This window comes from Flexithrix dorotheae DSM 6795, from assembly GCF_000379765.1.
Classification (GTDB): Bacteria; Bacteroidota; Bacteroidia; order Cytophagales; family Flammeovirgaceae; genus Flexithrix; species Flexithrix dorotheae.
This window is the reverse complement of the sequence record NZ_KB903430.1, coordinates 482169-499752: the sequence shown is the minus strand read 5'-3', so window position 1 is coordinate 499752 and position 17584 is coordinate 482169. Positions and strand designations below refer to the sequence as shown.

General features: G+C 37.9%; 13 protein-coding genes. 10 read left to right on the top strand and 3 right to left on the bottom strand.

The genetic code is table 11. From position 1 onward, the window contains the following. Window positions 1-6: 6 nt before the first annotated feature. From A3EM_RS41260 to A3EM_RS41250, 4 genes are read left to right on the top strand one after another with little or no spacing between them, the layout of a single operon-like run. Window positions 7-486 carry a DUF4381 domain-containing protein gene (locus A3EM_RS41260; protein ID WP_020526501.1) on the top strand — a complete coding sequence of 160 codons (480 nt, stop codon included), beginning with the start codon at window positions 7-9 and terminating at the stop codon, window positions 484-486. Beyond that, complete coding sequence (locus A3EM_RS0102060) at window positions 470-1477, top strand: VWA domain-containing protein (protein ID WP_020526500.1); 1008 nt, start codon at window positions 470-472, stop codon at window positions 1475-1477. The genes A3EM_RS41260 and A3EM_RS0102060 overlap by 17 nt, the downstream gene beginning before the upstream one ends. Continuing rightward, the gene (locus A3EM_RS41255) at window positions 1464-3194 is read left to right on the top strand and encodes a VWA domain-containing protein (protein WP_044237273.1); all 1731 of its coding nucleotides are present in this window, start codon (window positions 1464-1466) and stop codon (window positions 3192-3194) included. Before A3EM_RS0102060 ends, A3EM_RS41255 begins: the two co-directional genes overlap by 14 nt. Beyond that, a complete protein-coding gene (locus A3EM_RS41250) occupies window positions 3188-4555 on the top strand; it encodes a BatD family protein (protein WP_052323339.1) in 1368 nt (455 codons plus the stop codon). The genes A3EM_RS41255 and A3EM_RS41250 overlap by 7 nt, the downstream gene beginning before the upstream one ends. A gap of 57 nt (window positions 4556-4612) precedes the next feature. Here the strand turns inward: A3EM_RS41250 and A3EM_RS0102045 are convergent, their stop codons facing one another. Next, the gene (locus tag A3EM_RS0102045) at window positions 4613-6769 is read right to left on the bottom strand and encodes an outer membrane protein assembly factor BamB family protein (RefSeq protein ID WP_020526497.1); all 2157 of its coding nucleotides are present in this window, start codon (window positions 6767-6769) and stop codon (window positions 4613-4615) included. Between the two features lie 223 nt (window positions 6770-6992). Between A3EM_RS0102045 and A3EM_RS0102040 the strand changes: the two genes are divergently transcribed. From A3EM_RS0102040 to A3EM_RS0102025, 4 genes are all read left to right on the top strand, one after another. After that, window positions 6993-7895 carry a Nif3-like dinuclear metal center hexameric protein gene (locus tag A3EM_RS0102040; RefSeq protein WP_020526496.1) on the top strand — a complete coding sequence of 301 codons (903 nt, stop codon included), beginning with the start codon at window positions 6993-6995 and terminating at the stop codon, window positions 7893-7895. Between the two features lie 233 nt (window positions 7896-8128). Beyond that, entirely contained in the window at window positions 8129-9946 is a 1818-nt protein-coding gene (locus A3EM_RS0102035; RefSeq protein WP_157637704.1) for a hypothetical protein, read from the top strand. Further along, window positions 9943-10653, top strand: a complete 711-nt coding sequence (locus A3EM_RS0102030; RefSeq protein WP_020526494.1) for a hypothetical protein — start codon at window positions 9943-9945, stop codon at window positions 10651-10653. The genes A3EM_RS0102035 and A3EM_RS0102030 overlap by 4 nt, the downstream gene beginning before the upstream one ends. An 86-nt stretch (window positions 10654-10739) precedes the next feature. After that, window positions 10740-11402 carry a YdcF family protein gene (locus A3EM_RS0102025; protein WP_020526493.1) on the top strand — a complete coding sequence of 221 codons (663 nt, stop codon included), beginning with the start codon at window positions 10740-10742 and terminating at the stop codon, window positions 11400-11402. 11 nt (window positions 11403-11413) lie between these two features. Here A3EM_RS0102025 and A3EM_RS0102020 read toward each other — a convergent pair whose 3' ends face one another. Next, entirely contained in the window at window positions 11414-12217 is an 804-nt protein-coding gene (locus tag A3EM_RS0102020; protein WP_020526492.1) for a queuosine precursor transporter, read from the bottom strand. A 48-nt stretch (window positions 12218-12265) separates the two neighbouring features. Beyond that, entirely contained in the window at window positions 12266-15241 is a 2976-nt protein-coding gene (locus A3EM_RS0102015; protein ID WP_020526491.1) for a CHAT domain-containing protein, read from the bottom strand. A 399-nt stretch (window positions 15242-15640) separates the two neighbouring features. Here A3EM_RS0102015 and A3EM_RS0102010 point away from each other — a divergent pair, with 399 nt between their 5' ends. Further along, window positions 15641-16246, top strand: coding sequence for a NifU family protein (locus tag A3EM_RS0102010; protein ID WP_020526490.1), 606 nt, complete (start codon window positions 15641-15643; stop codon window positions 16244-16246). 222 nt (window positions 16247-16468) lie between these two features. Next, the gene (locus A3EM_RS0102005) at window positions 16469-17383 is read left to right on the top strand and encodes a M20/M25/M40 family metallo-hydrolase (RefSeq protein WP_020526489.1); all 915 of its coding nucleotides are present in this window, start codon (window positions 16469-16471) and stop codon (window positions 17381-17383) included. Window positions 17384-17584: the final 201 nt, after the last annotated feature.

Sequence of the window (17584 nt, the reverse complement as noted above, 5' to 3'; positions counted from 1 at the left end):
TTAAAAATGCCTCAGGATTCATTACCCAAATTAGGACCAGTTTATGAACCCGATCCACTGGATTTCCAATTCGAAACTCCGGGGTGGTACATCGTTGGCGGTTTACTTCTTATCGGTATTTTCATCCTCACTTTTGTATTTATCAGAAATTACAGAAAAAAAGCTTATAGGCGGGATGCTGCAAAATACCTCCGAAAGCTGGACCGGGATAAACCTGATATTTCAACCTTACAGGAAGTGCTTGCTGTTTTGAAAAAAGTGGCTTTACAAACTTTTGGTAGGGAAAAAGTAGCTGGTTTGTACGGAAAAAACTGGCTGGAATTTTTACAGCAAACATCAAAATCCAGACATTGGAATAATGAATTTGAAATCCTGATTCGGGAAGGAGTTTATGCTTCGAAAACATTGAATTTGGAAAGGAAAAATATAAATGAATTTATAAACTGGTCTGAAGACTGGATACTACATCATGCCCGAAAACTTTGAAATAGCTTATATCTGGATGTTTTATTTCCTGCCTTTGCCATTATTAATCATACTGGTTTGGCCGGCTGTTCGCCATAGGAAAACAGCTTTGTTCTCCCCATTTTTTCAGCAGGCTGTGGCTGTGACTGGTAAAAAACCTGGAAAAGGCGTAAGAGGCGCAAAAAGAAATTGGTTTCGCTGGTTGGTGCTTTGGGTCATCTGGATTTTACTTTTAGCCGCTTTGTCTTCTCCTCAATTAGTAGGAGAGCCGGATAAAGTCATCAAAACGACCAGAAACTTTTTAATTGCGGCAGATTTATCCTTCTCCATGGCAGAAAAAGATTGGGTAATTGAGGGAGAAAAAGCTACCCGCTGGGAAGCTGTAAAATCCGTAATGAAAGAATTTATTGTGGAAAGAGAAGGAGATAAAATGGGCTTGATCTTATTTGGAGCAAATGCATATTTACAGGCACCATTTACCACCGATCTGGAGTTGGTCAGTGACCTCCTGGAAGATGCTGATGTGGGTATGGCTGGTCAGCAAACCAACATCGGTAAAGCTATTGGGAAATCCATTGAGCTTTTCGATCGTGATACTTTGCCCACTAAGGTTTTACTTTTATTGACTGATGGCGTAGACAGTGGCAGTGAATTACTTCCCCTGGATGCAGCTAATCTTGCTAAAAATGACAGCATTGTAATTTATACTATTGGCATAGGAAATCCCGGAACGGCCAATTCTGATCTTGATGAACAAACTTTGCTGGATATTGCAGCCCTCACCGATGGGAAATACTTCAGGGCAATTGATGCCGAAGATTTGAAAAATATTTATGCCGAACTGGATAAACTTGAACCTGTAGAATATGAAGAGGAAATTTACAAACCTGTGACATTGCTTTATTATTACCCCCTTGGGCTTGCCTTTGGCATTTCTATTATTTACATGCTTTTTGCGGGAATTTTTTCCCTTTTGTTTCATCCTAAAGATGTGGATTATGGACTGGAATAAACTGGAAAATTTTGACCCCGATCAGTTTCACTGGCTCAGACCGGAATGGCTATGGGCAATTGTCCCTGCTTTTTTTGTCTTCTTAATTTTCTGGTGGCAATACCTGAAACAAGATAAATGGGTGCAGCACATTGCTCCACATTTAAGGGCATTCGTGCTGAAAAAAGGAAACACCCGGGCAATGTGGTTGCCCAGGGTTTTAATGTTATTGATTTGGGTGATTTTTGCGATGGCTATGGCCGGACCCACCTGGGAAAAAATAGAAAAACCAGGGAAGAAAAGTCAGGAAATGCTGGTCATTTTGCTGGATTTGTCAAGGTCTATGCTGGCAGAGGATTTACAACCAAACCGATTGGAAAGGGCCAAGTATAAAATAGAAGATTTGTTAAAAGCAGATCCAAAAGTAAAAACAGCTTTAATTGCCTATGCGGGAACAGCCCATACCGTGATTCCGCTTGCGGATGATTACGCTACAATTTTGCTTCATTTGAATGCCCTTCGCCCCGGTATTATGCCAGTGCCGGGGACTAATCTGGAAAACGGGCTAATTTTATGCAATGAAATTTTTGAGAAAAGTGAGGCTCCGGGTACATTGCTTTTGATTACCGATGGAATAGATCAGAATGATGCCGGATTATTAAAAAATGAGTTTGAAAATCAACCAGATGAATTGATTATTTTGCCTATGGCTACTCAGAATGGAGCCCCAATTCCCACCAGAATTAAAGGCAGGTTTGTAACCGATAAAAATGGACAACAGGTACAGGTTTTCTGGGATGAAAAGCCACTGGCTACATTCACAGGAATGGAAAATGTACATAAACTGCAATTGACGCTGGATAACAGTGACATGGAACTTCTGGCAAAAAAAATCCGGGATGGCAGGGATTTTCAAGAGGATAATGAAGATACAGAAGACGAATGGCTGGACCGTGGCTATTGGGCAGTTTTTGTTTTGGCCCTTTTGATTCTGCTTTGGTTCAGGCGGGGATTTGTGGTTGTTTTTTCGCTTGTATTTGTGGTCCTCCTTGGAGGATGTCAGGATTTTACCTGGGCGGATTTATGGTATTCCAGAGATTTTCAGGCTCAAAAACTTTTAGAACAGGGAGATTATCTGGCAGCAGCCAATATCTATGAAGATGAAATGAGAAAGGGTATTGCCTTTTATAAAGCCGGGAATTTTGAAGAAGCAGTGAATGCCTTTAGTCAGGATACTTCAGCTTTGGGTTATTATAACCTGGCATTATCTTATGCCAAACTGGGCAATTATCAGGCTGCAATGGAAGCATTAAATATTGCAGGAGAAAAGGATTCTGGTCTTGAGGAGATTGTACAAACCAGTGAGGCCATTCAACAAATACTCGATGGGCAGAAAACTGAAATGATTGCTCAGGAATTTGATGAAAAAGAGGACGGTTTGGCTGAAATGAAACAAAATAATAGCCCTGAAGATTTGAGTGGAGGAGGGCAGGAGGCCACCAAAGAAGATATGAAAAAGGAGCGACTTTCCGAGGAGGTGCAAAGTGAAATTCATTCGGCAAAAGAACTGGACGAAGTTCCGGAAGATTTTACTTCAAAAGGTGCAGGGCAGGAAGCTGCTAAGAAAGTGTTGATGAAAAAGGTAAAAGATGATCCGGGACAGTTTCTGGCAAAGAAATTTAAATTCCAGTTAAAAAGAAATCCTCAAAAAATTAAAGAAAACGGGAACACATGGTAAGGATTGTTTTCATATTTATGATGTTTATTTTGCTGGGAAGCTTTGAAATAAATGCTCAACAAAGACCAAAGGTTTTAGCGTTGGTTTCAGCTAGTCCGGGAGTAGTTTTGGTTGGGCAACCTTCAAGAGTTACTGTAAAAGTGCTCACACCTACCTGGTTTACCAGTGCACCCCAATTGGAAAATTTTCAGATAGAAAATGGGTTTGTAGTACCCGTGCCCAACCAGAGTATCAGCGAGGAAATTAATGGAAAAAAACATGCTGGTGTGGCTTTCAATTACATGGTTTTCCCATTTAAAAGTGGAGATCTTATTTTTCCATCACTCAAAATAGAAGTGGAATCTCCGGCAGAAGGAGACTATAAAGGCATTGCATTTTCCGTTCAATCACCCGAAAAAATAATCAAAACTAATCCTATCCCAGATGAGTATAAGGGAGATGCCTGGCTGGTGGCTACCAGTTTGTATGTAAGTGAAAACTGGGATAAATCCCTGGATAAAATAAAAGTGGGCGATGCTTTGGAAAGAACCATTACCATACAGGCAGGAGGAACGCTCGCAGAATTTTTAAGTGAGGTAAACTGGCCGGCAACAGAAGGCATTAGCATATATGCCCAGACTCCTGAACAAACTACAGACCGGTCATTTAGAAGTTCTACTGTAAGTGCCAAACAAGTACAAAAAGCGGCTTATTTATTTGAAAAAGAAGGGGAAATCACGATTCCTGAGTTGGAATTTTCCTGGTGGAATCCATTTAGAAAGCAGTTGTACAAAAAGACACTCCCCGCCAAAACAGTAAAGGTAGCACCAAACCCCGATTTGGGCATGTTGGAATCTATGAAAGATTCCCTTGCTGCACTTCAGGCAGCTGAAGCTCAGGAAGCTATTGTGGAGGAGGAAAAACCATTTTTAATTCTTGGGTTAAAACCCTGGCAATTTGCTGTGGTGGTGGCCATAGCTTTTTTAGTTTTTGGGATTTTATATAAAGTTACAAGAAAACTTTACTTATTTATAAAGCTGAGAAGGCAGCAATTCAGGAATTCTGAAGCCTATTATTTCCGGCAATTCTCCAAAGCTGTTACACATCATGAACCAGGTAAATCCAAGCAAAAAATCATGTCATGGCTGGATCGGTTTCTACCTCAATCTCTCAGTCCCACTATGGACTCATTAATTGAAAATGCAAAAGCCGAAAATCTGGAAGAAGCTTCTCTAAACCTTGATAAAAAATTGTACGGGAATCATCATCAAACAGGAAGCTGGAATGATAAAGCCTTTTTAAAAGAAGTAAAAAAAGCCCGGAAAACCTTTAAGGTCACTCAAAAGAAATCTCCGGAAAAATTTTCAGATTTGAATCCTTAAAGAAATGGTAAAACTTGGATAAGGGTTAAAATTGAAAAAAGGAGGGACTTTCCTTCACTAAAATTCCGGCAAAGCAAAAGCCACATACGCATCACCTGATTTTGTAGCATTTTTCCCACCACCTCCGGCAGCTATGACAATGTACTGTTTGCCATTTACCGCATAGATACTTGGGGTAGCATACCCTCCGGCTGGTAATTTAGTTTCCCATAATATTTCACCGGTTTTCTTATCAAAAGCACGGAATTTTTCATCTTTAGAAGCAGCTACAAACACTAAACCTCCGGCTGTGGCCACGCATCCACCCATGTTTTGAGTGCCGGTAGGGGGGATTCCTTTTGCCGTTAATTCAGGATATTCGCCCACAGGAACTTTCCATAAAAGTTTTCCCGAGTTCATGTCAATGGCATTTAGTGTTCCCCATGGTGGTGCACTTGCCGGATATTTATTACTATCCAGAAATTGGTTGTAACCATCTACCATAAACCTGGTTTCAGTTTCAGGTTTGTAGGTCGCATGTGTAGTTCCGTCTTCCATTTCCGACAATAAAAATTCACTGATTGCAGTAATTTCCTTATCAGAAAACTGGGCAAAGGCTGGCATTCCTCCTCTTCCGGTTTTTACCAATTGGCCGACTTCCTCTTGCCGGTATTTTTCTGAAAGCCCTGTTAAACCCGGATAGGTAGGAGGAGCTCCCTGCCTTTCCAGTCCATGGCAACTGGCGCAATTCATTTGGTAAAGGTTTTTTCCTAAAGCACTTCCTGTTAAGGTGGTATTCCCTTCATCATCCATATTTGCTCCGGCAATGGCCATCTCTACTGCTTTTAATTTGAGGATATTGGCTATTTCATTGGAATTAATGTAAATGATTCCCGACTCTGGATCGAATGAAGCACCACTCCATTCGGCTCCACCTCTCGTGCCAGGCATGGCCAGTGATCCCTGTAAACTTGGAGGAATAAACTGCCCACCGGCTTTCATGGTTTTGAATCTTTTGGTCGCATCAACATGTGCTTCCGGTGTAATTTGGCTTAGTTCCTCCTCAGTGATTCCTAATCTGGCATAAGGTTGAGGGAAAGTGGGAAAAGGTTGGGTGGGATAGGTAACTTCTCCAGGAATGTCGGTTGTGGGCACAGGTTTTTCTTCAATGGGATAAAGCGGTTCACCTGTTGCTCTGTCTAGCATGAAAAAGTAGCCCATTTTTGTGGGTTGGACTACAGCATCTACAGCTTTTCCATTTACCTGAATAGTTACCAAATTAGGCGCACAGGGTAAATCATAATCCCAAAGGTCATGGTGAACGGTTTGGTAATGCCAGACTCTTTCCCCATTTTTTGCATCGAGGGCTATGATACAGTTTCCAAATAGGTTTTCCCCTGCACGGGTTCCTCCATAAAAATCGAAGGCTGGTGACCCGGTGGCTAAAAATACCAGTCCTCTTTTCTCATCCAGACTTAATCCTCCCCAGGCATTTGCTCCGCCAATATTTTTATAATGGGTATTGGGCCAGGTTTCTGCTCCAAATTCTCCTTCCTGAGGTAAGGTATGAAATATCCAGGCTGCCTCTCCTGTAATTGCATTATAGGCCCTTACATGTCCGGGGGCAGAATTATAACCTTCTCCAACTGCTGAACCCAAGATAATGATATCTTTAAATATAACTCCGGGAGAAGTGACACTTAAACTTACAGATTCAATGGGCACCCCAAGGTTTTCTCTCAAATCCACTTTTCCTTTTGCTCCAAATTTTTCAATCAATTTTCCAGTGTGAGCATCTAAGGCAAAAAGGTAATATCCGGCAGTAAACAAAATTCTTTTATCCTGTCCTTTTTCCCAATAAGTGACACCCCGGTTTACATTGGCCATTATATTTTCTTCAGCCGGATTAAATTTCCAAAGCTCTTTCCCCGTGGCCGCATCTAAAGAGATGACTTTTAAATCTGGCGATGTCAAATACATTTTCCCATCAATTACAATCGGATTACACTCTATGGTAGATTTGGCAATATTTCCACCACTATGGTAAGTCCAGGCCACTTCAAGGTTTTTTACATTTTCCCTGTTAATTTGTTGAAGAGAAGAATATTGATTGGCATCCTTGGTCCCCCGATAAATTTCCCAATTGCTGTATAAATCTTTAAGAGATGGATCATCTTTCTGGCAGGAAAAAAAAGTGGAAAGGCAAAGCAGTATGACAGGATAGTTTATTTTCATTTTCTAAGTAGTAGGTTTAAACCTGAAACTATCAATTTTCTTTGGAAATTCCTTTTAACTTTTCCTAAACCTTGATTTTTTGTTGAGGGTTAGGGCTATGATAAAGATGAATTCAAAAGAATTCTATCCTAAAGGTTGTCAGCTTTAGCTAAATTGAAGTGGGATTGATAACTTGGGGTTTAAAATGATGAGGCTTAACTGAACTTTAAAAATAAGGCAAGATATGAAAAGGAAAATTTATGGCTTCACCTGGACTACTCTGGTGATTAGCTTTGCTATTTTATGTATGAATTTCAAAATACTACCATTTGAAATTGATCATTCCGGTTTTAAAAAAATTACGGCCAGTGAGGTGATTGAAAAAATCAAAACGGCCTCAAAAGTTGAATGGAGAGAACAGACTGTGGATACTTTTAAATCTGGTGATCCTGATGTGGAAGTGACTGGAATCGCCACTACTTTTCTGGCGACTTTTGATGTGCTTAAGCGAGCCAAGGCAAAAGGGTTAAACCTGATTATCACTCACGAACCTACTTATTATAATCATCTGGATGAAATAAAAGATTTGGAAAGCAATGAGGTTTTACAAGCCAAGAAAAAATTTATTGAGGACAATGGATTAATTGTATGGAGGTTCCACGATCACTGGCATATGATTCAGCCTGATGGGATTGTCACCGGAATGGCTAAAGAAATGGGTTGGGATAAAAACTATAAAAAGGGGGAAAAGCTGGTATTTGAATTTCCCAAAACTACTTTAAAAGCCTTTGCTAAAAAACTGGGTAAGCAATATCCTTCTTCCCCTATGCGGGTAATTGGAGAACCTGATATGGAGTTGACTACAGTGGCTTTGGTTGCTGGCGCACACGGCTCCTCTGTGCAGATGGCCTACCTGCAGCGGGAGGATGTGCAACTTGAGGTAGTAGGAGAAGCCAGAGAGTGGGAAACTGTGGAATACGTGAGGGATGCAGTAGACATGGGGAAAAAGAAGGCTTTGATCATTATGGGTCATGCCAATTCCGAAGAAGGAGGAATGGAATATTGTGCAGAATGGTTAAAAGGATTCATAGATGAAGTGCCTATTGAGTTTGTAGAAGCTGGCGATCCTTTTTGGACGCCAAAGTAAAAAGTAAAAAGTAAAATTAGGTTTTGAAAGTACAAATTGCATTTAGAAATTCAGAAAGCCTATGGAAAAATATTTTCATAGGCTTTTTGATTGAGATGAGTATTTTATTTGCTCCGGATTATTGAAAACAACATCCAAATTAGGATAAAAGATGAATTAAATGTTAATGAATTTTATCTTTTTTTCCATCAAATCACGTTGTAAATATTCCGTTGTTTTCAATTAATAAAATTATGAATCACTTTGGTAAAAACGCCCTCATTTTTGTGTTATTTACAATCCTCTTTAGCTGCGAATATGAGTTGGAAAAGGAGTTTTTTAATGAGGTTCAGAAACCAGAAGCTTTTAAGGAGTTTGATTTATCTTTAATACCAGACCAGGATACAATTAAATTATTTGTACCTACATCATTAAAATATGATGTTAATACTTCTGGATATGAGATGATACAAGGTTACATAATTTTCAATGGAAATAAACATGACCTTTATTATACAAATGGAAGTTTCCATATTTCTCCTGAGAAATTAAATCCAGGGACTTACAATTTTAAAATTGAAATATTTGTCAGAAGTGGTACGGGAAGTGTTGCTGACTATGCAGGAGGAGAGGGGTATTTGATTGAAAAAGAATGGATCATTTTAATTGATGGGAGAAGCTCCCCTAAACTAGACATTTTTACAAGTATTACCGAAGATGGGTATATGAAAGTGAGCTGGGAAAAGAACGAACAGATAAATTTTGATTCTTATGAATTATTAATCAATTATACATCAAAAAAAATATTCAGTCACCCAGATAGTACCTTTTATATTGATAGTAGTTTTTATGGAGGAACAAGGACTTATATCATTTCTTCAAAGGTATCTAATTCAAATAGAGAAGGAGCTACAAACTCCATTACGGTAGATGAGCCTTTCCCAACTCTATATTATTCTGAAATAGGGCTGGATAGTGTAAGAGTATATTGGGATAAATCTAAATTTAATTGTAAATATTCCTTGATTAGATATGGTTTTGGAAAATCTGAACAGTTTCTAGAGTCCTCTTTTGATACAAGTATTGTAGTGCCGCAAATTTTTATTGGGAAGGAAAATCGTTTTATCCTAAAGGTAACTCCTGACTACCAGAAGGACCCGTCTGACCTTGAAAATCAAGATATTTATGGAAATTACAATTACGGTGAAAAACTTACCGGATACAGATTTGCTTTTTATGTTTATGATCCTAATAATAAAGTAGTTTATACAAAAAGTGATATTTATGATATTGAAGCATATGATATTTCTTCAATGTCTCTCCTCAATTCTGTATCAAATAATGATTTTGGTCATTTAAAAGCTATATCTGCTAACAAAGAATCTGGTAAGGTTGCTGCGGCAGGTTATTATAAATTTCATGTTTATGATGGCAAGGATTTAAATGAAATAAATACTTTTGATAACCCCAAAGGTTCTTATCTAGATTACTTTAATCTAATTAATGATAGTTTAATTGCTCTTTCCCACGACAAACAATACATTCAATATAATCTTTATGATGAAAATGAAATAGCTTCCATCGATATAGATAATTACCCCAGAGAAAATAATGATAGATTTGGTTTTATTGCCACATCCTCCAATGGTCGATACACTTGTATGGCTACAGAAAATGGAATTAATATATATAAAATTGAAAATGGTGTTGTTGATTCAATATATTCCGATACAAGAGCATATCATTCTGTAATGTTTAATGAGGAAAATCCTGAGGAAGTCTTTCTTACTCTAAAAAATGATCCAATCCTTGAGAAAAGAAATGTCTTAGATTTTTCCTTGTTGAATAAATCGAATTTACCTACGGGAGCAATTTCCTTTAGAAACGAGGATCCAGAAACGGGCTATCTTTTAATGGCAGACAAAGAGTATTTGTATATTCTTGATGAGGCAAAATCAAATGTATTGTTGAAAATTATGTCTGATAACGAAATTAATTCGAAGCTTTATGGAAGTAAAATATTTTCCACATCAGGCTATTATTTAGACATCGCAAAATATTTACCACTATGAAAAAATTAATCTATATTCTCTTTTTACTTTTTATTTTTCATGAAAGTATTGCGCAAAAGGTAAGGTTAGGATTTGACTTGGGTTATGGAACATATCAGATGTCGCAGCTAAAGGAATTTCAGGAAGAATTGATTGATTTATCGCCTGTTAAATCTGTACAAATTGTAGAGCAATTTCCTGCCTATTTTAATTATTCTGCAAATCTGGATTATTATCAAACTTCAAGAAGCCTGTTATTGGGTTTAAATTTAACATATTTTACCACCGGAGGTAGAAACCATGTTAAAGACTATTCTGGTGAATATAAACTGGATATGCCATTAAGGGGCTATAGAATTGGAATACAATTGAGATCTGAAATGTTAGGTAATGAAAAGTGGAAGCTTTATAATAAAGTGAAAATAGGTGGTATTTTAACTTCATTGGAGTTGGAAGAATCAATAGTTGTCTATGATGAACAATCTGATTTACCGGGTTATTCCTTTAGCAGTGAAGGTATATTTATTGAGCCTTCACTTGGGCTTTCTTATGAAATTGTGAAGAAAATCCATTTTGATTTAAGTTTTGGGTATCAGTTAGATGCGAGTACAGGCTTGTATTTAAGTGGGTTTAAAGGCAGCTTTATTCAAAATTCCTCTAATGACAAAGTTAGTGTTAACTGGTCAGGATTCAGGACTTATTTAGGAGTAGCCTATGATATATTTTGAAGTCTTGATTTTGGATTTGCTGTCGAAATTATTAGAAAATCTATTTTGAAGTGATACCTTTGGAATAGATTTTTTTATGTGAAAATATGAACCATACCTATTCCCAATCCCAACTCCAACAAGCCAAAATACTTTTCGATTACCTTTATCTGAAAGAACCTGAAAGTGATGCCGATGCCATTTTTGGTTTTGGGCATTTTGATTTGAAAATTCCCCAACAATGTGGTTTTCTTTATGAAAAAGGATTAGCTCCAAAAATTGTATTTACAGGTGGAATAGGAGCCGGTAGCACCGGGCTGAACAAACCGGAGGGGCAGGTATTTTGGGAAGCTTTGAATGCGGAATTTCCTAAAATTGAAAAGGAAAATGTGATTATTGAAGATCGTTCAACCAATACCGGAGAGAACATTCGGTTTAGTGAGGAAATTCTTAAGCATCTCAACCCTCCATTGCATTTTGGCGAACAGCTAAAAAAACTGATTTTGGTGGCTAATGCTTATCGGCAAAGAAGGGTTTTGCTGACTTGTAAAAAAATTCTTCCTGAAATGGAATTTGTCAATTGCCCACCTGAAACTTCATTTGAACAGGAATTGGAAATGTATCAGGAAAAAGGGGAAGATTTAATTCAGCATTTGGTTGGGGAAATTCACCGAATAGCCACTTATCCTGACAATGATTGGATTGTAAAGGAAGAAATTTCCCCGCTTGTTTGGGAGAATTTTCAAAGCCTGAATAAAGGACAAAATTGATTCGGTATTTCCTAGAAAAAGTCAGTAGAAGCAGCTTCTTCAGTCATTTGGTGTGCTGCTTCTTTGCCCAAATAATTGTCAATCAGGTAATGGGCTACATATAACAATGGGGTGAGTACTATGGCTATGAAAAATTTGTAAATGTAATTAATGATCCCAACAGCAATAATTTGTTGTAGTGACCAGTTGCCAAATACATAAAAAGCGATTCCCAATACCACAAAGCTATCAATGCATTGAGAAACTAATGTAGAACCAGTGGCTCTTAGCCAGATTTTTTTACTTCCAGTAAATTTCCTTAACCATTGGAAAGTGGCTACATCTATTAGTTGCCCAAGTAGAAAAGCAGTAAGTGAACCGATGATGATTCCCAGACCCTGAAGGAAGATTTTTGAAAAAGCATGATTAATGTTAAAAAATGAGCCATCCGGGCCTTCACTATTCACATCTATCCAAAAGGCAGCCGGGGGAAGTTCTGTCACGATCCAGATGACTACAAACACATAAGCAATAAAACCAGCAGTAAGAAATGAAATCTTCCTCACACCCTCTTTTCCAAAATACTCATTGATCACATCGGTAGTAATGAAAACTACCGGCCAAATCATTACCCCGGCTGTAAGATTAAAATCCAGAATAAATTCTCCAAACAAGCTGATTTGGGCAGGCTGTACTCCCAAAGTGGTTTCAAGGGAAAAAATTTTCACCCCAATTACCTCTGCAATAATGGCATTGGTGAGGAAAATTCCACTTAATATGATGAATAAGTTAGTTTTTTTATTTTTTACAAAATCAATGGTAGTGTTCTTTTCCAAAGTTGATTTGTTTGAGTTTTATAATATTACCAATTTAAAGTTGGGTGCCTAAACTTTCCTTTTCCTTAATCTGTTTACAATTATAATTAATAATATAATACCTACTCCAAAAACCCACATAAGCGGGCCTGATGAGTCTTGTGTAGTATTGCCAAGGAAAATAAACGCACTCCAGTAATAAGGCGATGAGGTATTGATATCTGCCCTTTCCAGATATTTGAGTTTGGCCTTTCTTAAAGCTTCTGATTTTGAGGCGCCACGGTTTATTTCAGCATAAAAATGTTGCATGATATCGGAAGTGGATTGGTCGGGAACTGCCCATAAACTCATTAAAACATTGGGGACCCCTGCATACATGAATCCACTGGCAAGGCTTACCACACCTTCTCCTTTGTAGTATTTCCCGCTTCCTGTATTACAGGCACTTAATACAGCCAAATCTGCACTGAGTTGCATATTGTAGAGTTCATAAGTGTGTAATAAACCATCTTCCTGAGTATTTTCTTCCTGATGAAAAATTAACCTGGAATAAGTGGGTGCATCCTCATTCACAATAGCATGGGTGGCCAGGTGTAATACCATTCCATTGGCAGCGTTCGTTTTGAAACTTTCTTCAGTAGCCAGGGCACCGGTAAATGATTTCCCCTCGAACAGGCTGGTGATTTGATTCACTTCTTCTTCTGCAAAGGGAAGTGCAACCAATTGGCTTGCTCTTGTACTATCAGAGGCTAATCTGGTAGCCAAAAGTGGATTTGCCGGTCCGGAAAATGCAGGAGCAAAACCTATAAATGAAATTTCAGGAGATGCCGCTTGTGCATTAAACTGATTTACCAAAAGAGATGTAGATTGATGATATTGGATGGCATGTTTTTTCAATACATAATCGAATTCATGAAAACCGGAGCCTTTTGTGGTTGTGAGCAGGGCATCAAAAGGCAGCTGGTGTAAATAACCATCCGGTAAAATAATCAGGTTCTCAGTAAGATTTTCATTGGCAAGGAACGTATGATACAAATCGTAGCCCAATTGCTGATAGCCCTCCAGCTGATTCGATTTTATCTGATTGGTAAAATTCCTGATTTGCACGGCCAGGTCTTCAGGATTTTCAATTGCCGAAATATTGAATTGGTTTTTATTGATTTCAATGCGATAAATATGATTTTCTCCCCAGTAATATTCTATATACTGATCAGATTTTTCCAGTAAATCATGTTGTATCGCCTCAATGGAAATGTTGGCATCCTCATACCTTGCGGCAAAGTATTTCTCATTTTTTGCTTTAATTTTTTCCTGAATTTCTTCCAGAGATCTTTTCCACTCAAAAATATTTTGCTTTACGGTTTCTTCATCCTGCTCCCCGCCTTCAATGATTAGCTTTTGTGCTTCGGCAATATTGGACTTTAATTCATCTTCTTTTAGAAAAAGGGTATCTGTGTTTTCCTGTGCTATTTCAGTTTGGGTTTTAAGAATATTTTCCAATAACAAATTGGCTTTACTTTGTTGCATGGCGTAAAATATAGCCTCAGCATATTGTGGGTCTTCTGTAGTTTGGTAAAGCGCTAAAGCTGTTTCCATTAAACCTTCATAGAATTTGAAAGTGGATTCACTAAAAAACAGCTTGGTTTCTTCATTGGAAAGAGATTTTTTTATGTCAGCTAATAATAGGGTCGTTTGGCTGTAGGTTTGAAAGGCTTTGTCCAGCAAATCATTATCCTTTTCTTTTTCTGCCCAAAGTTTTAGTGCATCCCCTTTAGAGGTTAAGGTTTCCAATAAAATTCCCTTTTCCAGTATTTCTTCATTTATAGGTGGATTTTCAAAGACATCTGCAGGTTTGAATTTTGGATGAATTGTTTGCATAGAAATCTGGAAATATTCCATTCCCTTTTCAAATTCACCTTTTTTAATGTAAACCTGTCCTAAACCGTCATAAGTTTGTGCAGGGTAAGCATGAAACTTCCCATAAAAGGTTGTATCAATATTCAGGGCTTTTTTGTAATATTCCTCAGCCTCATCATAATCTCCTTTTTCCAAATGTGCTTTTCCAAGGTTGAAATAAGGTTGATTTAAAGATGGATGCGGTTGATTGTTAAACATCCTGTTCAGCATTTCCAGGGCTAGTCCATGTGCTTCCAGAGATTTTTCGTACTGTTTGGTTTCGGTATAAACATTTCCCCTGGAACTATAAATAGCGGCCAGAATGTAGGGGTTTTGGACGATATTGCCCAGCTCCAAAGCCTTATCCAATACTTCCAGACTTTCTTCCATTTTGTTCATTCTGAAAAGAGAAACACCCATATTGGCGTAACTTCTGATAAATGCCATGGGATCCTGAATTCCTGCCTGTTCCGCTACTGCAATGCCTTTTCTGAAATATTCTTCAGCAATTGGATACTCACCTATGGTATGATATACAATTCCTATATTTTGATAAGACTGGGAAATAAAAAATGGGTTTTCTGATTTTTGAGCGGATTTTAATAAAAGTTTGGCCGTCTCAAGCGCCTGCTGATAATCCCCCATAGAATTGTATACAAAAGCAAGGGTTTGGTATCCCTTGATCAACTGAGGATCATCTTTTTCCATTTTGCCTTCATAAAGGGTAAAATATTCTAATAAAGCCTCTTTGGCAGCCGTAAAATTACCCATCTTGGAAGTAGCCATTCCCATATTGAGCAGTACTTTGGGATAAAGTGTACCTGATTTTTCCAGGTTTTCTTCGAATAAAGGCATCATTTCCTGAAGTTGAGTTACCGCTTTATCCATCTGGTTGGTCATAATATAAGCGGCAGCGATATGATTCAGACTTTCACCATATTTTTCAAAGTTGTTGTCTTTCTTAAAGCCTTCCGCAGCTTTTTCAAAAGCGTTTAATGCCTGTTCAAATTGGCCTTGTTGTTCCAACTGAATGCCTTTTTGGAAAGTTTCCTCAGCACTACTGGATTGTCCGAAGGAAGGTTGTTGAGATATGAAGGTTAGGATTATAAAAAAGAATGGGAAATTAATGAAGTTAAAAAAAAGTTTCATGTGTTTTTGTTTAGTAACCAAAAAGGATAATTAAATCCATTTTTTTGTGCTAAAACCTGATTGTGGATTTTAGAACTCAATTTAACCAGTGCTTCAGGTTATTAAATAAGCAGTATTCGTTCGGGGTTGATCGTCAGTTTGTTAGCTTACTGAAATACCTCCTAAATTTCCATTTTGGTTGCACTAGCTCCGGGGTTAAAGTTAACTATTAATCTAAAAATTGCCATCTAATTGGGATTAAGAATGATACTTCAGCAGGTTAGCAGGTAAATTTCAAGATAAAGTGCCCTCTTAACAATTCAATGGAATTAATTTCCCACTTCTTTGTTACTTTTGTAACATTATCAGTCCCGGACTGATGAAATGGGAATAATTATAGAATTGTAAAATTTTAGAGACATGCCAGAAGGATATAACAAAGATCAATTATATAAAAGAAACCTCACGATTTACACAGAGGCCAATCCTAATCCTAACTCCATGAAGTTTATGCTGAATTTCATGCTTTTGAGTGAGGGGGAGAATGTGGATTTCCCAGATTTAGAAAGTGCGAAAAATTCTCCGTTGGCTCAGGAATTATTTCAGTTTCCTTATGTGACAAGGGTGTTTTATATGAGTAACTTCATTACTATTACTAAGGATGAAGCCACCGATTGGGCAAGTGTAATTCCTGAACTGAAGGAATTTATCAAGCAGTATTTTGAAGCCGAAAAGCCTATTTTCAATGAAGACCAGCCTGATACAATTGTTGAGTTGAATAATGATACTGAAGCTGTAAAGAAAATAAAAGGTGTTTTGGACGAATACATTAAACCAGCCGTGGAAATGGATGGAGGTGCGATTCAGTTCCATTCTTTCGATGAGCAAAGTGGATTACTCAAAGTATTGCTACAGGGTTCATGCAGTGGTTGTCCGGCTTCTACCATCACTTTAAAGTCGGGAATAGAAACTATGATGAAAAGAATGGTTCCCCAGGTACAGGAAGTAATTGCTGAAGGGGTTTAGGTTTAAACAAATAATGATCCTTTTTAAGAGGCACAAGCAAATTATTTGTTTGTGCTTTTTTTACAACTCTATTACAGTTTTAAATTAGGAATATATTGGTATAAGGCATTTCTTTCATTGACATTCAATAGTGAACTGACTTTATTTTTCCTGAAATGGTTTTGATTTGCTCCTGCTTTTTAGATTATTGCACCTTGAATTGCATAACCATAAATAAATCGCATGGAATTATTAAAACAATTGTGCAAAATCCAGGCGCCTTCCGGAGATGAAGGTCCAATGAAGGATTTTGTGTTAAACTATATCAAAGCAAACCAATCTGACTGGAAAGTGCAGCCTCAGATTATTGAGGGAGAAGAATTTCAGGATTGTATTATCCTGGTATTTGGGAAACCCAGAACGGCAATTTTTGCCCACCTGGACTCCATTGGGTTTACTGTGAAGTATAATAAGGAACTGGTGAAAATTGGAGGTCCAAGAATCAAACATAATTATGTATTGGTAGGAAAGGACTCCAAAGGAGAAATTGAATGTGAAATGTCTGTGAGCGAAGGAAGCCAGAAAGCTTACTACAAATATGACAGGGAAATAGACCGGGGTACCCAGCTTGTATTTAAATCGGACTTTCGAACCAGTGATGAGTTTGTGCAATCCTGCTATATGGACAACCGGCTTGGTGTTTACAATGCGCTTAAAGTGGCTGAAACCCTGGAAGATGGCATCATTTGTTTTTCCTGTTACGAAGAAGCGGGAGGAGGTGCAGTAGGCTATTTAGGGAAATACATTTTTGAAAACTATCAGGTAAGGCAGGCTTTGATTTCCGATATCACCTGGGTTACAGACGGAGTGAAACATGGGAAGGGGGTCGCAGTTTCCATGAGAGATAGTGGCATTCCGAGAAGGAAATACCTGAATAAGATCATTGAACTGGCGAAAGCGAGTGGGATTGATTTTCAACTGGAAGTGGAAGATGCAGGTGGAAGCGATGGCAATCAATTGCAAAAATCATCCTATCCGTTTGACTGGTGTTTTGTGGGTGCTCCGGAAGATAATGTACATACTCCTGATGAAAAGGTCCACAAACATGATATTGACTGCATGATAAAAATGTATCAGTATTTGATGAAAAACTTATAAATCTTACCTGAGGAAAGGGGGAAATGGATGATTTTTCCGCCTTTCCTTCTACCTTCATTTTCTCTTCTGACAGCTCCTCAGCCTGTTTTTTAACATTTGTTTGTCTTAAAAATAAACCTCTCCAATTGGTTTGACGTACATTTGTGGTATAAAATCAAATTAAAAACATACATGTGCCTGGGTCAATTAAACTTCTGCACA

What these genes read in the sequence shown, in the direction of transcription:
- A3EM_RS0102060 (WP_020526500.1), top strand. Translation starts at nt 470, where the DNA reads ATGCCCGAAAACTTTGAAATAGCTTATATCTGGATGTTTTATTTCCTG.
- A3EM_RS41260 (WP_020526501.1), top strand. Translation starts at nt 7, where the DNA reads ATGCCTCAGGATTCATTACCCAAATTAGGACCAGTTTATGAACCCGAT.
- A3EM_RS0102005 (WP_020526489.1), top strand. Translation starts at nt 16,469, where the DNA reads ATGGAATTATTAAAACAATTGTGCAAAATCCAGGCGCCTTCCGGAGAT.
- A3EM_RS0102025 (WP_020526493.1), top strand. Translation starts at nt 10,740, where the DNA reads ATGAACCATACCTATTCCCAATCCCAACTCCAACAAGCCAAAATACTT.
- A3EM_RS41255 (WP_044237273.1), top strand. Translation starts at nt 1,464, where the DNA reads ATGGACTGGAATAAACTGGAAAATTTTGACCCCGATCAGTTTCACTGG.
- A3EM_RS0102010 (WP_020526490.1), top strand. Translation starts at nt 15,641, where the DNA reads ATGCCAGAAGGATATAACAAAGATCAATTATATAAAAGAAACCTCACG.
- A3EM_RS0102030 (WP_020526494.1), top strand. Translation starts at nt 9,943, where the DNA reads ATGAAAAAATTAATCTATATTCTCTTTTTACTTTTTATTTTTCATGAA.
- A3EM_RS0102045 (WP_020526497.1), bottom strand. Translation starts at nt 6,769, where the DNA reads ATGAAAATAAACTATCCTGTCATACTGCTTTGCCTTTCCACTTTTTTT.
- A3EM_RS0102040 (WP_020526496.1), top strand. Translation starts at nt 6,993, where the DNA reads ATGAAAAGGAAAATTTATGGCTTCACCTGGACTACTCTGGTGATTAGC.
- A3EM_RS0102015 (WP_020526491.1), bottom strand. Translation starts at nt 15,241, where the DNA reads ATGAAACTTTTTTTTAACTTCATTAATTTCCCATTCTTTTTTATAATC.
- A3EM_RS41250 (WP_052323339.1), top strand. Translation starts at nt 3,188, where the DNA reads ATGGTAAGGATTGTTTTCATATTTATGATGTTTATTTTGCTGGGAAGC.
- A3EM_RS0102035 (WP_157637704.1), top strand. Translation starts at nt 8,129, where the DNA reads ATGAATCACTTTGGTAAAAACGCCCTCATTTTTGTGTTATTTACAATC.